The sequence below is a fragment of the Streptomyces thermocarboxydus genome (assembly GCF_024760485.1).
GTDB classification, from domain to species: Bacteria; Actinomycetota; Actinomycetes; order Streptomycetales; family Streptomycetaceae; genus Streptomyces; species Streptomyces cellulosae.
Window position 1 is genome coordinate 4,442,721 of record NZ_CP058273.1, and the last position, 14,308, is coordinate 4,457,028.

The 14,308-nt window shown below is 73.7% G+C and carries 11 protein-coding genes and 1 pseudogene; 6 read left to right on the forward strand and 6 right to left on the reverse strand.

Features of this window, described 5'->3' with window-relative positions; translation table 11 throughout:
- Positions 1-162 precede the first annotated feature (162 nt).
- Positions 163-1,020: a L,D-transpeptidase family protein gene (locus tag AY578_RS20600; protein ID WP_051101742.1), complete on the reverse strand. Its 858-nt coding sequence runs from the start codon at positions 1,018-1,020 to the stop codon at positions 163-165.
- Positions 1,021-1,338: 318 nt separating this feature from the next.
- Between AY578_RS20600 and AY578_RS20605 the strand changes: the two genes are divergently transcribed.
- Both AY578_RS20605 and leuE read left to right on the forward strand, forming a co-directional pair.
- A complete protein-coding gene (locus tag AY578_RS20605) occupies positions 1,339-2,919 on the forward strand; it encodes an acyl-CoA mutase large subunit family protein (RefSeq protein ID WP_026244275.1) in 1,581 nt (526 codons plus the stop codon).
- 73 nt (positions 2,920-2,992) lie between these two features.
- Positions 2,993-3,643: a leucine efflux protein LeuE gene (gene leuE, locus AY578_RS20610; RefSeq protein ID WP_028960175.1), complete on the forward strand. Its 651-nt coding sequence runs from the start codon at positions 2,993-2,995 to the stop codon at positions 3,641-3,643.
- 140 nt (positions 3,644-3,783) lie between these two features.
- Here leuE and AY578_RS20615 read toward each other — a convergent pair whose 3' ends face one another.
- Positions 3,784-5,184 carry an FAD-dependent oxidoreductase gene (locus AY578_RS20615; RefSeq protein WP_161231175.1) on the reverse strand — a complete coding sequence of 467 codons (1,401 nt, stop codon included), beginning with the start codon at positions 5,182-5,184 and terminating at the stop codon, positions 3,784-3,786.
- A gap of 71 nt (positions 5,185-5,255) precedes the next feature.
- On the opposite strand from AY578_RS20615, the gene AY578_RS20620 reads away from it, so the two are divergent.
- Positions 5,256-5,906 (forward strand): TetR/AcrR family transcriptional regulator C-terminal domain-containing protein, encoded by a 651-nt coding sequence (locus AY578_RS20620; RefSeq protein ID WP_019527821.1) that lies wholly within the window; start codon positions 5,256-5,258, stop codon positions 5,904-5,906.
- 242 nt (positions 5,907-6,148) lie between these two features.
- On the opposite strand, the gene AY578_RS20625 is transcribed toward AY578_RS20620, so the two are convergent.
- The 4 genes from AY578_RS20625 to AY578_RS20640 all read right to left on the reverse strand — a co-directional run bounded on the left by AY578_RS20625 (position 6,149) and on the right by AY578_RS20640 (position 10,993).
- The gene (locus AY578_RS20625) at positions 6,149-7,501 is read right to left on the reverse strand and encodes a polysialyltransferase family glycosyltransferase (RefSeq protein WP_258903725.1); all 1,353 of its coding nucleotides are present in this window, start codon (positions 7,499-7,501) and stop codon (positions 6,149-6,151) included.
- A gap of 3 nt (positions 7,502-7,504) precedes the next feature.
- Entirely contained in the window at positions 7,505-8,470 is a 966-nt protein-coding gene (locus AY578_RS20630; RefSeq protein WP_019527819.1) for a glycosyltransferase family 2 protein, read from the reverse strand.
- A 280-nt stretch (positions 8,471-8,750) separates the two neighbouring features.
- On the reverse strand, positions 8,751-10,007 hold the full coding sequence (locus AY578_RS20635; protein ID WP_019527818.1) for a polysialyltransferase family glycosyltransferase: 1,257 nt from the start codon (positions 10,005-10,007) through the stop codon (positions 8,751-8,753).
- Positions 10,004-10,993 carry a glycosyltransferase family 2 protein gene (locus AY578_RS20640; RefSeq protein WP_258903728.1) on the reverse strand — a complete coding sequence of 330 codons (990 nt, stop codon included), beginning with the start codon at positions 10,991-10,993 and terminating at the stop codon, positions 10,004-10,006. Before AY578_RS20640 ends, AY578_RS20635 begins: the two co-directional genes overlap by 4 nt.
- A gap of 198 nt (positions 10,994-11,191) precedes the next feature.
- On the opposite strand from AY578_RS20640, the gene AY578_RS20645 reads away from it, so the two are divergent.
- From AY578_RS20645 to AY578_RS20650, 3 genes and pseudogenes are all read left to right on the forward strand, one after another.
- Complete coding sequence (locus AY578_RS20645; protein ID WP_136239158.1) at positions 11,192-12,499, forward strand: DUF6716 putative glycosyltransferase; 1,308 nt, start codon at positions 11,192-11,194, stop codon at positions 12,497-12,499.
- Between the two features lie 32 nt (positions 12,500-12,531).
- A pseudogene (locus AY578_RS34115) lies at positions 12,532-13,002 on the forward strand (acylneuraminate cytidylyltransferase family protein); the annotation flags it as partial.
- An 84-nt stretch (positions 13,003-13,086) separates the two neighbouring features.
- The gene (locus AY578_RS20650) at positions 13,087-14,301 is read left to right on the forward strand and encodes an HAD hydrolase family protein (RefSeq protein WP_420341331.1); all 1,215 of its coding nucleotides are present in this window, start codon (positions 13,087-13,089) and stop codon (positions 14,299-14,301) included.
- Positions 14,302-14,308 lie beyond the last annotated feature (7 nt).

Below are 14,308 nucleotides of genomic sequence, written 5' to 3' on the forward strand. Positions count from 1 at the left end.
ACACTTCCGGCCCTTGTGACGCAGTACTGAGTGAGCCGACTGGTCATCGGCCGTAGCACTGAGCCGGGGTTCCCCCCGTACCCGTGGCTCGTGCACATGGCGCGGGCGGGACACGTTCCCCCGGTCCCGCCCGCGCCCCTTCTCCTCGGGTCTCTCCCGGTCTCACCAGTGCACGACGACCTTGTCGCCGTTCTCCACCTGCTCGTACAGCCGCGCGATCGCGTCCTCGTCGCGTACGTTCACGCAGCCGTGCGAGGCGCCCGCGTAGCCCCGGGCGGCGAAGTCGGCCGAGTAGTGCACCGCCTGGCCGCCGCTGAAGAACATCGCGTACGGCATCGGCGAGTCGTACAGCGTGGAGACGTGGTGCCGGGACTTCCAGTAGACGCGGAAGACGCCCTCGCGGGTCGGCGTGTACTCGGAGCCGAAGCGGACCGGCATCGTCGACACCGTCCGGCCGTCGATCATCCAGCGCAGGGTGCGGCTGGACTTGCTGATGCACATCACCCGGCCGGTCATGCAGCGCGGGTCGGGCGCGTCGGCCTCCTGGCCGCCCATCAGATACAGCTCCCAGCGGCCCGGCTCCCGCGTCATCGCGAGCAGCCGCTGCCAGGTCACCGTGTCCGTCACGCCCGTCTTCGGCAGACCGCGCTTGCCCTGGAAGCCGCGGACCGCCTCCGTGGTCAGGTCGTCGTAGGTGCCGGTGGGGCCGTGGAAGATCCAGGCGATCTGCCGCAGCCGCGCCTGGAGTTCACGGACGTCCCGCCCCTTGTCGCCCGGCGACCACAGCACACGCGCGGGCGTCGGACGACTCGAAGGGGTGACCGACGGCTTCGCGGGCGCCTCCGGTGTCCGGCTCGGCGACGCCGGCTCCCGTGACGCGTCCGGCGTCCCCGACGGCACGTCGATCCGTACCGGCGGCGCGCCCTTGCCGTCCGTCCCGGCCGGCTGCACCGTGCACCCCGCCGCACCCACGGCCATCGCGCCCAGCACCGCCAGGACGCCTATGCCCTTCCTCCCCATGCCGCTCCCGCGCACCGCAGCCCCCCGTCGTCCCGCCGCACCGGACCTGCCCGGCCGTCACCCCAGGTTCTACCCCGGACGTGACCGGAGCGGAACAAGGAGGCATGGTGGGGAGTGACCGGACGCGACGGCCGCCGGGGAAAGGCCTTGTGAGCGGGGTCCCACGGAGGCTGTGAGGAAGGTCCCAGCGTGTGCCCCTCCACCGGGCCGCACGCGCACCGCTACAGTCCGTCGAAGGGTCGGCCTGTACTGGTGAGTAACTGACGGGTGACCGGCGATCGGATCGAGCAACGCTGCTCAGCGGGAGGCATGCACATCATGGCGCGCGAGTCGGAGTCCGGACTGCCCATCGAACCGGTCTACGGGCCGGAGGCTCTCGAGGGCTGGGACCCGGCCGAGAAGCTGGGTGAGCCCGGTTCGTACCCCTTCACGCGGGGCGTGTACCCGACGATGTACACGGGCCGCCCCTGGACGATGCGCCAGTACGCCGGTTTCGGCACGGCGACGGAGTCCAACGCCCGCTACAAGCAACTGATCGCCAACGGCACGATGGGTCTGTCGGTCGCGTTCGACCTGCCGACGCAGATGGGCCACGACTCCGACGCGCCGATCGCGCACGGCGAGGTCGGCAAGGTGGGCGTGGCGATCGACTCGATCGACGACATGCGGGTGCTGTTCGGCGGGATCCCGCTGGACAAGGTGTCCACGTCGATGACGATCAACGCCCCGGCCGCGCTGCTGCTGCTCCTGTACCAACTCGTCGCGGAGGAGCAGGGCGTCAGCGCGGACAAGCTGACGGGCACGATCCAGAACGACGTGCTGAAGGAGTACATCGCCCGCGGCACGTACATCTTCCCGCCGAAGCCGTCGCTGCGGCTGATCGCCGACATCTTCAAGTACTGCAAGGCCGAGATCCCGAAGTGGAACACGATCTCGATCTCCGGCTACCACATGGCCGAGGCGGGCGCCTCCCCGGCGCAGGAGATCGCGTTCACCCTCGCCGACGGCATCGAGTACGTCCGCACGGCCGTCGCGGCCGGCATGGACGTCGACGACTTCGCCCCGCGCCTGTCGTTCTTCTTCGTGGCCCGTACGACGATCCTGGAGGAGGTCGCCAAGTTCCGTGCGGCCCGCAGGATCTGGGCGCGGGTGATGAAGGAGGAGTTCGGCGCGAAGAACCCCAAGTCGCTCATGCTGCGCTTCCACACGCAGACGGCCGGGGTGCAGCTGACGGCCCAGCAGCCCGAGGTGAACCTGGTCCGCGTCGCCGTGCAGGGCCTCGCGGCGGTGCTGGGCGGCACGCAGTCGCTGCACACCAACTCCTTCGACGAGGCGATCGCCCTGCCGACGGACAAGTCCGCCCGCCTCGCCCTCCGTACCCAGCAGGTCCTCGCCTACGAGACCGATGTGACCGCCACGGTCGACCCGTTCGCCGGCTCCTACGTCATCGAGAAGATGACCGACGACGTGGAGGCCGCCGCGCTGGAGCTGATGGAGAAGGTCGAGGACCTCGGCGGCGCGGTCAACGCCATCGAGCGCGGCTTCCAGAAGAACGAGATCGAGCGCTCCGCCTACCGCATCGCCCAGGAGACCGACTCCGGCGAGCGGGTCGTGGTCGGCGTCAACCGCTTCCAGCTCGACGAGGAGGAGCCCTACGAGCCGCTCCGCGTCGACCCGGCCATCGAGGCCCAGCAGGCCGAACGCCTCGCCAAGCTGCGCGCCGAGCGTGACCAGCAGGCGGTCGACACCGCGCTGGCCGCGCTGAAGAAGGCCGCCGAGGGCGAGGACAACGTCCTCTACCCGATGAAGGACGCCCTCAAGGCCCGCGCCACGGTCGGCGAGGTCTGCAACGCCCTGCGCGAGGTGTGGGGCACGTACGTCCCGAGCGACGCCTTCTAGGCTTCGCCTGCGGTCGTTCTCGCAGGTCGAGACGGGTACAAGGAGTGTCGCACGGCGTGCGACACTCCTTGCCATGTTCGGTGTCGTCGACCTTCCCACCTACCTCGCGGGCCTGGTGCTGATCATCCTGCTGCCCGGCCCCAACTCGCTGTACGTCCTCTCCGTCGCCGCCCGTCGCGGGGTGCGCTCCGGCTACACGGCCGCCGCCGGCGTCTGGTGCGGGGACGCCGTCCTGATGACGCTGTCGGCCGCCGGGGTCGCCTCCCTGCTCCAGGCGAACGCCGTGTTGTTCGGCATCGTGAAGTACGCCGGCGCCGGCTATCTGGCCTGGCTGGCCGTCGGGATGCTGCGCGCCGCGTGGGGCATGTGGCGCGGGCGCGGGGAGGAGAGCGCGGAGGAGACCGCCCCGGCCGCCGCGCCCGGTGAGCGTCCGTTCCGCCGGGCGCTGGTGGTCAGCCTGCTGAACCCGAAGGCGATCCTGTTCTTCATCGCCTTCTTCGTGCAGTTCGTCGACCCCGCCTACGCCTATCCGGCGCTGTCCTTCGTGGTGCTGGGCGCGCTGGCCCAGATCGCCAGCGTGCTCTACCTCAGCGCGCTGATCTTCGGCGGCACCCGGCTCGCCGCCGCGTTCCGCCGTCGTCGCCGGCTGTCGGCGGGCGCCACCTCGGCGGCGGGCGCCCTGTTCCTGGGCTTCGCGGCGAAGCTGTCGACGGCGAGCGCGTAGGGCCTGTCCGGCGGTTCATTCCGGGGGTGCGCCCTCCCCACGCCAGTGCTCCCGGCCGCGTGCGAACCGAGTCCCGAGGGCGTCGGCCCGCTCCTCCGCCCCACGGCCGGACCCCGGACGCGGTGCACCCGGACGCGCCGTCAGCGCGTCCCGAAGCGGGCCAGGTAGGCGCCGAGCCCGTCCGGGGTGTCCCCGGTCCAGCCCACGTAGCCGTCCGGGCGGACCAGGAACAGGCCCGTGCCGTACGTCCGGTGGGACGGGCCGGTCACCAGCCGCACGCCCGTGGGCGGTTCGGGGGCGTCCGTGCCCAGCGCCAGCAGGGTCCAGTGCGGCCCGCGGAAGGCGTCGAAGAGGCGGGTGCCGTCCACGCGGCCGTCCGGGGCGCGGTCGCCCGCCCGCACCCCTCCCGGCTCGGCACGGGTCTCCGCGCTGAGCGTGGAGTCCCGGTAGCCGAGGTCCAGTTGCAGGGTGGCCCCGCCGCGCTTCGCCTCACCGCGGTGGATGCGGGTGGACAGGCCGAGCATGTCCGCGGCGACCGCCCGCCGCTCCTCCTCGTAGCTGTCGAGGAGGGACGCGTCCGCGCCGTCGGACAGCACCGCGGCCAGCTTCCAGCCCAGGTTGTAGGCGTCCTGCACGGAGGTGTTGAGGCCCTGGCCGCCGGCCGGGGAGTGCACGTGCGCGGCGTCGCCCGCGAGGAACACCCGGCCGGCCCGGAAGCGGTCGGCGAGCGCGGCGCGCGGCCGGAAGTCGGAGGCCCACAGGACCTCGGTGACGTCCTCGGCGGCGAGGTGCGTACGCGCGGCCACGACCTGGCGTACGGCGTCGGGGGAGAGGTCCACCCGGGTGCCCTCGGTGAACCGGGCGACCAGCTGGAAGTCGTCCGTGCCGGCGAGCGGGCAGAGGGTGACGAACTCGTCCCGGCCCTCGCTGGGCGGGAACATGTGCCACCAGTCCCGGTCCAGACCCTCGATCCGTACGTCCGCCACCAGCATCGGCAGCGGATCGACCGCCTCGCCGGTCATGCCGGTGCCGACCGCCCGGCGCACCGCCGACCGCCCGCCGTCGGCGGCGACGAGGTACCGGGCGCGCAGCGGCGGCCCGGCGGCGAAGTGGGCGGTCACGCCGTCCTCGTCCTGCGTGACGTCCGCGAGCTCGCGGCCGTAGGCGATCTTGCCGCCCAGCTCCTCCAGCCGGTCCCGCAGGATCCGCTGGGTGCGCCACTGCGGGATCATCAGGCCCTCGTACGGCGCCTCCTCGGTGGGCTCCACCGGGTCCATCAGATGGTGCTCGCCCAGCTGCCTGCCGTTCCGCCAGAGCATGCCGACCGGGTAGCGGCCGCCGCCCGCGCGGACGGCGTCCAGCACGCCGAGGTCGTCGAAGACCTCCATGGTGCGCGGCTGGAGGCCCTTGCCGCGTGATCCGGGGAACAGTCCCTCCTCCCGCTCCACGACCAGCGCCGGGACCCCGCGCCGGGCGAGTTCGATGCCGAGGGTGAGGCCGGTCGGCCCCGCGCCCACGATCAGGACATGGGTGTCGCTCATGATCCGTCTCCTTAACAGCGTTAAGTGGCCCGTGGTCCGAGCGTCCCCCTAACGGTGTTAAGTTGTCAAGCGTGAGCACGGAACGACGCACGCCGCTGGATCGCCGACGGGTCGCCGACACGGCGCTGAAGCTGCTGAACGAGGTCGGCCTCGACGGGCTGACCCTGCGCGCCATCGCCAGGGAACTCGACGTCAAGGCGCCCGCCCTGTACTGGCACTTCAAGGACAAGCAGGCGCTGCTGGACGAGATGGCGACGGAGATGTTCCGCCGGATGACCGACGGGGTCGAACTCGACCCCGAGGACACCTGGCAGGAGCGGCTGCTCAGGAGCAACCGGGTGCTGCGGCGGACGCTGCTCGCCTACCGTGACGGCGCGAAGGTCTTCAGCGGCACGCGCTTCACCGGCCTGGAGCACGCCGAGCAGCAGGAGGACAACCTGCGGCTGCTCACGTCCGCCGGCCTCACGCTCCTCCAGGCGGCCCGTGCGCTCCAGACGACGTTCCTCTACACGCTCGGCTTCGTCGCCGAGGAGCAGGGCGTCGAGCCGATGCCGGGCGAGCGGCGGGAGGGCTTCGACGTCGAGGCCCGCGCCCGCCTGATGGCCGACCACCCGCTGGCCGCGGAGGCGGGACGCGCCTTCTTCGGCGACTACGACGCCCACTTCGAGGAGGGCCTCGCCCTGATCATCACGGGGATCGAGACGCGGTACGGGGTGAGGTGAGCGGGGCCCGGGCCCGCTGAGGGGGCGACGCGTCGGGCCCGGCCGTTCGCGCAGTTCCCCGCGCCCCTGAGGGGGTCGGTCCACTGCCCGCCCAGGGGCTGCGGGCCGGCTGAGAGGGATACGCGTCTGACCTCTCCGTTCGCGCAGTTCCCCGCGCCCCTGGGTGGGCTGCCGGCCGACCCCTTGCAGGGGCGCGGGGAACCGCGCGAGAAGCCCCCACCGGCCCGCGGCCGACGTCGTGCCTACCGCCCCCCGCCCCGCCGCACCACCCTTCCCACCTTCCGCCTGGCCCGCGCAGCCCGCACCCGCGCCCGGGTCGCCGCGCTGCTGCCCGGCAACCCCAACTCGGCCAGCCGCAAGGCCGGAAAGTACCCGGCGGGGCTGCCCGCGAGATGCCCCCGCAGCCACTCCTCCGCCTCCCCCCGCAGCGCGGGATACGTCCGCGGCTGCATGCAGAACCCCATCGCCCGCACCAACGCCCCCAGCGACGCCGGCGCAGCCCCCAGCACCGCCGGTGTCTCGTCCCGTTCCAGGTCCGGCACCAGATGGTCGACCAGCGCCAGCGGGATGCGGTTGCTGTTCTGGTAGGGCCGCAGCCGGTCCAGCACCAGCGCCGTCCCCACCCGCGCCACGGGCACGCCGTAGTACGCGGACGCGGTCACCATGGCCGTGGAGAAGCAGCCGACGACCAGCTCCGGGCGGGCGTGCTCGTACAGCGTCTCCGCGAGCAGCGGCGCGTCCTGCACGGTGAGCCGTACGCCCGCGTCGGCCGCCGCCTTGTGCAGGGCCGCCGCATAGCCGGCGGGGGCGGTCGGATGGGGCTTGAAGACGAGCGAGCGGTGCCCGGCGCGCACCGCCCCGGCGAGCATGCGGACGTGCAGGTCCTCCTCCTCGTCCGCGCTCAGGATGTTGATCGCCGCCAGGTACTGCCCGAGCAGCACGGCCGTCGGCCGCTCCTCCCGCACCGGCGCCAGGAGCGGATCGTCCGCCGCGTCCCGGGCGACCTCGTCCAGCACCGCGCGGAACGCCCTGTCCGGCACGACCACCGGCTCCACGCCGTACTCGGACAGCAGCAAGGGCCGTAGACCGGGAAGGAGATCAAGGTGCAGCAGCCGCCGGACGCGCCGGCCGAGGGTCAGGGGCAGCTTCTCCCTGGTCGGGCCGTAACTCATCAGCCCGTCCGCGTACACGTCGACGGACGCCTCGGAGAAGATCGCGACCAGCGCGCGGGCCGGGTTCGCCTGGATGGACTCGACCGCCAGGTCGACCCGTTCGTCCTCGCCGATGTCCCACAGCAGCCGCAGCGCCCGCTGCCACAGCACCGTGTCGGAGCCGCGCGGTCCCCAGGCGCTCGGGTGGTACGGGCTGATCGCCTCGTTCCAGCTGACCACCTCGTCGAAGCGGGCGGCGAGCGGCCCGTAACCGTGCATCTCGTCCAGCCGCAGCGCGGTCTCCGGCACGGCCGCGTTGTGCGAGACGAGCAGGATCCGGCGGGCCGCCCCGCCCGGTCCGAACAGGCCCGCGTCCAGCGCCGCGGCCAGGGTGGCGGCGCCGTAGAGGGTCGAGACCTGGAAGATCTGGGTCGTGCGGTGCATGGGTCAGGCAGCCTTCCGCCCGTCGCGCAGGCGGCCGAGCAGCCTGCTCCGGGTGCTGTCGAGGGTGGCCAGGGTCTCCTCCAGCGCGTCCTGCGGCATCCGCAGCAGCGCCGCGCGCGCCTCCTGCCGCAGCCGCCGGGCCGCCGACGGCTCGTACGCGTCCGCCTTGCCGAGATGGAAGGCGATCATGGCGCAGTAGGTGCGGACCGCCTTCGGCAGGAAGCGGTCGCACTCCGGGTCGTCCTGGACGTCCCGCAGCAGCAGGTCGTACGCCGGGATGAAGTCGAGCTGGCGGGAGTCCTTGATCTGGGTGAGGGACGTGGCGACGCCCCGCCGGTAGAACACCCCGTGCAGGCCGAGTGAGGCGTAGCTGCGCGCCGTGAGGTGCAGCCGCCAGACCCACAACCGGTCCTCGGCCGTGCGCAGTTCGGTGACGAAGCGCATCCCGCCGTCGGCGAAGAGATGCCGGCGGTAGACGCCCGCCCAGACGAACGGGTAGTCGACCATGGTCTCCGTGTCGGCGGGCGTGATCCCGTCGCGCGGGTCCATCACCGCGTTCCGCACGGGTGCCGGGGGCCGTTTGATCACCCGCTCCGTCCCGGTGACCTGGACGTGGTCGGTGCGGGCGAAGTCGCAGCCCAGCTCGTCCATCGCCCGGACCAGCGCGGCGAGATGACCGGGCCCGTACCAGTCGTCGCCGTCGAGGAACGCCACATACTCGCCGTCCGCCGCGTCGATGCCGGAGTTCCGCGCCTGGGCGATCCCCTGGTTGGCGTCGTGCCGGATCACCCGCGCGCCCGGCAGTTTCTCCGCCCACCGGTCGATCACCCAGGGCGTGGCGTCCGTGGAGCAGTCGTCGACGATCAGGAACTCGACGTCCGGGTGCGTGTTGGCGGCGAGACTGCGCAGGGTGCTCTCCGCGAACGCCTCCACGTTGTGCATCGGGACGACGACGGACAGCTTGGGCACCTGGACCTCTTTCTCTGGTGACGGGCAACGGGCAACGGGCGACGGGGACCGGGGGACGGGCGACGGGCGACGGCGACGGGGACCGGGGGACGGACGACGGGGGACGGGGGACGGGGGACGGGGCCTGGCGCGGCCGGGCGTACACGGCCCCGGACAGCGAATGTGCCCCGGCAGGGCGGTGGACCGGTGGCGCCCGGATGGACATGAGGTGAACAGCCCTCGGCCAACGGCCGACCGGTGGCCGGAGCGTCCGTCGCACCCGGCTGCCCGCCAGGCGTCATCAGCCCCTCACGGCCCGCCGCACCAACCGTGCCGCCCGCCGGGCGACCCGGCTCCGCGGCAGGGACGCGAGCTGCCGCGGCACACCCCCGGGCAGCCCCAGCGCGGTGAGCCGCCCGCGCGGGAACCACCGCCGGTCCCACGCCCCCGCCATGAGATACCGCTGGGCGTCGGCGCGCAGCGAGGGGTGCACTTGCGGCCGCATGGTGAACGCGAGGGCGCTCAGCAGACCGGGCAAGTCATCAGCCGCGGCCGCGTCTCGCACCGCCTCCGCCAGCACCAGGGCGACGCGCTGCGGATGGTGATACGGCGTCAGCCCGTTCAGCAGCCGCTCCGCGCCGACCCGGGCGACCGGGAGGCCGTACAGGGCGGACGCCGTGAACAGGGCGGCCGACGAGCGGCCCACGACCAGCGCCGGGCGGGACGCCTCGTACAGCGCCTCCACCGGGACGGGCGTGTCCAGGACCGTGAGGTCCACGCCCAGGCGCTCCGCCTCCGCCCGCAGCTCGGCGGCGTGCCGAGACGGGGAGGCGGGGTGGGGCGCGAACACCACGCGGTGGTGGCCGCGTCCGGCCGCCGTCCGCACCATCTCCGCGTGCGGCGCCTCCGTCGAACAGCGCTCCCCGACGACCAGCGCCGCCCCCTCCAAAATCCCCGTCACAGCCGAGGCGATCTCACCCGTCACCGCACGGAAGGCGCCCACCGGGATCACCCGCGCCGGCGCCCCGAACTCACGCAGCAGCAACGGCGACAGACCTGGTATCAGGTCGAGGTGCATCACCTGCCGTACGCGCGTGCCGATCAGCGGGTCCAGCTTCCCCCGCGTGGGTCCGTAGTCCGCCGGCCCGCCCGCGCACACATGCAGGGGCGCGCCCGTGAACACGCGGGCCAGAGCCTGCGCGGGCGGGGTGTCGGGTGCGCCGAGGACCAGCTCCACCCGGTCGTCCCCGAGCCGCCACAGCCGCCGGAGGTGCCGTTCGAGGAGCGGTACGTCCTCCGCGCGGGGTGTCCAGGCCGCCGGGTGGAAGGGCCGTATCGCCTCGTTCCAGGAGAGCACCGCGTCGAAGCGGGCCCGCAGCCGCGCGAACCCCGGCACCTCGTCCCACGGCGGGGCGGCCTCCGGGACCGGTGCGTCGTCGCACACCAACAGCATCCGCCGCCCCGTACCGGGCACCAGCCCCGCCTCGACCGCGGCGGCCATCAGCACGACCGCCGAGGGACTCGTCGCGCAGTAGATCCGCGTGCGCGCGGAGTTCACGCCGCCCCCTTCCCCGCACGCAGCGGCGCTCTCCGCAGCCGGCGCAGCCGCGCCGCCCGCGCCGCGTCCATCGAGTCCAGCACCTCGTCCAGCACGTCCCGGGGCAGCCTTCGCAGCGCGTCCCCGCACACCGCCCGCAGCCGTGCGGCCACCGCCGGCGCGAACTTGTCCCGCTCGGCCAGATGACGGTCGATCACCGCGCAGTACGTCCGCACCGCCTTGGGCAGCAGCCGGTCCGCGTCCCGGTCCGCCGCCGTCTCCGCCACCACCCGGTCGAAGGCCGGAACGAAGTCCAGCTGCCGTTCGTCCCCGACGCGGGTGAGGGAGGAGGCGACACCCTTCCGGTAGAACACGCCCAGCAGGCCCACCACGGCGAACGACCCCGCCTGCCGGTGCAGCCGCCAGATCCACGGCCGGTCCTCCGCCGTGCGCAGCCCGTCCGGGAAGTGCAGCAGCCCCCGCTCCAGCAGCCGCCGGTGGTAGACACCCGCCCACGCCTGCGGATAGTCCACGGCGGTCGTCCGGTCGGCGGGCAGGATCACCTCGCGCGGGTCCAGTACTTCGTCCCGCAGGCCCACCGGCACACGGCGCACGGTCCGGGCGCGTCCGGTCACCCGGACGTGGTCCGTGCGCAGGAAGTCGCAGCTCAGCCCCTCCGCCGCCGCCACCAGCTGGGGCAGATACCCGGGCGCGTACCAGTCGTCGCCGTCCAGGAAGGTCAGGTACTCGCCCTCCGCCGCGTCCAGCCCGGCGTTGCGCGCGGCAGCGATCCCGCCGGGGCGCTCCCGGCGGAGGAACCGCACCCGCGCGACGCGGGACAACTTCTCGGCGGTCCGCTCCACGAGATCCGGGGTGTCGTCCCGCGAACCGTCGTCGACCAACACGAACTCGAAATCCGGGCGGGCATTCGCGCGCAGACTTCTCAGCGCGTCCGGGGCGTATCGCCGGACGTCTCGGAAGGGCACGATCACGGAAAGCTTCGGCACCCGGAAAACATTAGAGAAGCGTCCGTCGTGCTCTCTTTCCGTCGGCCGTACGGACGGTGAACTCGATGTGTCGGTCCGGTGGACCGCTTCTACCTCGGGTCTTTTCCCAGGCCGGTTCGGGTCTCGGTGGGGTGTTGTTAACTTTTCGTTGAGGCGCGGTTGGGCCGTTCGCGGAATTCGCTTTCTAGCGTCCACGACGTGCCAGCAAGTGCAACGAAGCCCCTCAGGGTGGCGGTCCTCGCGGATTCCGACACCCGCTGGAAATGGGGCACGCTCACCGCGAAACGCGTCGCGCCGCGCGACATCCGCCTCGACGGATATCTGCTGCGGGGCCGCGCCACGCCCACCGCCCGTCAGCTCGGCGAGGTCGGGGTCCGCGCGGACTCCCTGCGGGAGGTCACCGCGGCCGAGTTCCTGCGCGCCATGGACGAGGAGGCCTGCGACGTCCTCGTGCTCGCACTGGTCGGCGGCGGGGTGCAGGCGATGCTGCACGGGCTGCGGCGCGTCTGGGAGGACCGGCCCCGCCGGCCCGTCGTCGTCACCGGCTACGTCGGCGTCGTCTACGAGAAGCTCACCGACGGCCTGCTGCTGCGCCACGGAGCCGACCTGGTGCTGGCCAATTCCCGCCAGGACGCGGAGCGTTTCCGCGCCGTGTACGAGGGTGTCGGAGCCGACGCGGGCGCGGTCACCGAGGTCGCGCTGCCGTTCCTCGGGGGAGCGCCCCACACCGGCGGCCACACGCCGTACACGGTGGTGTTCGCCGCGCAGCCGTCCGTGCCGGACACCCGCGCCGACCGCACGTACCTGCTGAACCGGCTGGTGGAGCACGCCCGCCGCCACCCGGAGCGCGAGGTGCTGCTGAAGCTGCGCTCCCGGCCCGGCGAACACACCACGCACATCGAGGAGTTGCCCTACCAGAGGCTGGCCCGCGGCCTCGGCCTTCCCGCCAACCTGCGCCTGGTCCACGGGCACATGGGCGAGGTCCTGGACCGCACCGACCTCCTCGTGACCGTCAGCTCGACGGCCGCCCTGGAGGCCCTGCACCGGGGCGTCCCCACCGCGGTCCTCACCGACCTCGGCATCCGTGAGGCGCTCGGCAACCACCACTTCGTGGGCTCCGGCTGCCTCGCCTCCTGGGACCAGCTCGACGCCGGACACCGCCCGGAGCCCGACGAGACGTGGCTGGCCCGGCAGGGCGTCGCCGCGGACGGCACGTTCGCGACGGCCTTCGACACGGCCCGCGCCCGCATCGCCGAACTGCTCGACGAGCCCGGCGGACTCCCGCCGCTCACTCCGTACTACACGCCCGTCACCGCGCCCGGCTATCTGCCCGGCGTCCTCGCCCGCCACCACCTCGCCCCCGACGGGAGGCCGCTGCCCGGCGCGCCCGCCGCGGACCGGGAGCCCGGCCCGGTCCGGCGGATCGTGCGCCGCACCGCGCGCGGCGCCTACCGCCACGGCGTGCAGCGCGTGGCCCCCGTGATCCGCCGCATGGGCGAGCTGTGACCGCCCCCATCCCCTTCCGAGGAGCTGACCCCATGTCCCACTCTCCGGCCGAGCGCCGGGTGCTCGCCGTGATCCCCGCGCGCGGCGGCTCCAAGGGCGTCCCCGCGAAGAACCTCGCCCCCGTCGGCGGCGTGCCTCTGGTGGCCCGCGCCGTCCGGGAGTGCCGCGCCGCCCGGCACGTCACGGACGTGGTCGTCTCCACCGACGACGCGGCCATCGCCGAGACCGCGCGGCAGGCGGGCGCCGAGGTCGTCCTGCGGCCCGCCGACCTCGCCGGGGACACCGCCACCTCCGAGGCGGCCGTGCTGCACGCCCTGGACGCCCACGAGGCGCTGCACGGCGCACGCGTGGACGTCGTCCTGCTCGTGCAGTGCACCAGCCCCTTCCTCACCCGCGAGGACGTCGACGGGGTGGCCGCCGCGGTCGCCCACGGCGACGCCGACACGGCGGTGACGGTCGCCCCGTTCCACGGCTTCGTCTGGCGGGAGACGACCGCCACGACGGCCGCCGTGTCGGCCACCGAACTGGCCGAGACAGCCGCCGAACTGGCCGAGACGGCCGCCGGGTTGGCCGGGACCGCCACCGGGTTGGCCGGGACCGGCGTCGGAGCGGCCGGGACCGCCGCAGGGACGGCCGGGACCGCCGTCGGAATAGCCGGGCAGGCGGCCCGGACTGCTGGGGCAGGAGCCGGGACCGGCACCCGGACGGCCGGGGGAGGAGCCGAGACCGCCGGGACCGCCGCCCGGACCGCCGAGCGAGCCGCAGGGACGGCCGGGACCGCCGTCGGAATAGCCGGGCAGGCGGCCCGGACGGCCGGGGCGGGTGCCGGGACCGGCACCGGGACGGCCGGGGGAGGAGCTGAGACCGCGGGGACAGCCGCCTGGACCGCCGAGCGAGCCGCCGGGGCGGGTGCCGGGACCGGCACCGGGACGGCTGGGGGAGGAGCCGGGACCGCCGGGACCGCCGCCCGGACCGCCGAGCGAGCCGCCGGGACGGCTGAGACCGGCGCCCGGACCACCGGGGGAGAAGTCCCGGCAGCCGGGCGATCGGCCCGGACCGCCCGCGGCGGGCACGGCGTGAACCACGACAAGGCCGTCCGCCCCCGCCGTCAGGACCGCCCCCAGGACTTCCTGGAGACCGGCGCCGCCTACGCCATGGACGCCGCGGGCCTGCGCGAACACCGCCACCGCTTCTTCGGCCGTACCGAACTCGTGCGCACCGACCCCGCGCGCGTCCTGGAGGTCGACGACCCGCACGACCTCGCCCGGGCCCGCGCCCTCGCGCCGCTCCTCGACGCCGGCCGCACCGGCCTGCCCACCGCCGCCGACATCGACGCGGTGGTCCTCGACTTCGACGGCACCCAGACCGACGACCGGGTGCTGATCGACGCGGACGGACGGGAATTCGTCTCCGTGCACCGCGGCGACGGCCTCGGCGTCGCCGCCCTGCGCCGCAGCGGCCTGAAGCTGCTGATCCTGTCCACCGAACAGAACCCGGTCGTCGCCGCCCGCGCACACAAGCTCAAGATCCCCGTGCTGCACGGCGTCGACCGCAAGGACCTCGCCCTCAAGCAGTGGTGCGAGGAGCAGGGCATCGCGCCCGAGCGCGTGCTCTACGCCGGAAACGACGTCAACGACCTCCCGTGCTTCGCCCTCGTCGGCTGGCCCGTGGCGGTCGCGAGCGCCCACGACGCCGTACGCGGCGCCGCCCGCGCGGTCACCACCCTCCCCGGTGGTGACGGCGCGGTCCGAGAGATCGCCGGCTGGATCCTCGGTCCCTCTCTCGATTCCCTCCCCCAGTAAGGAAACC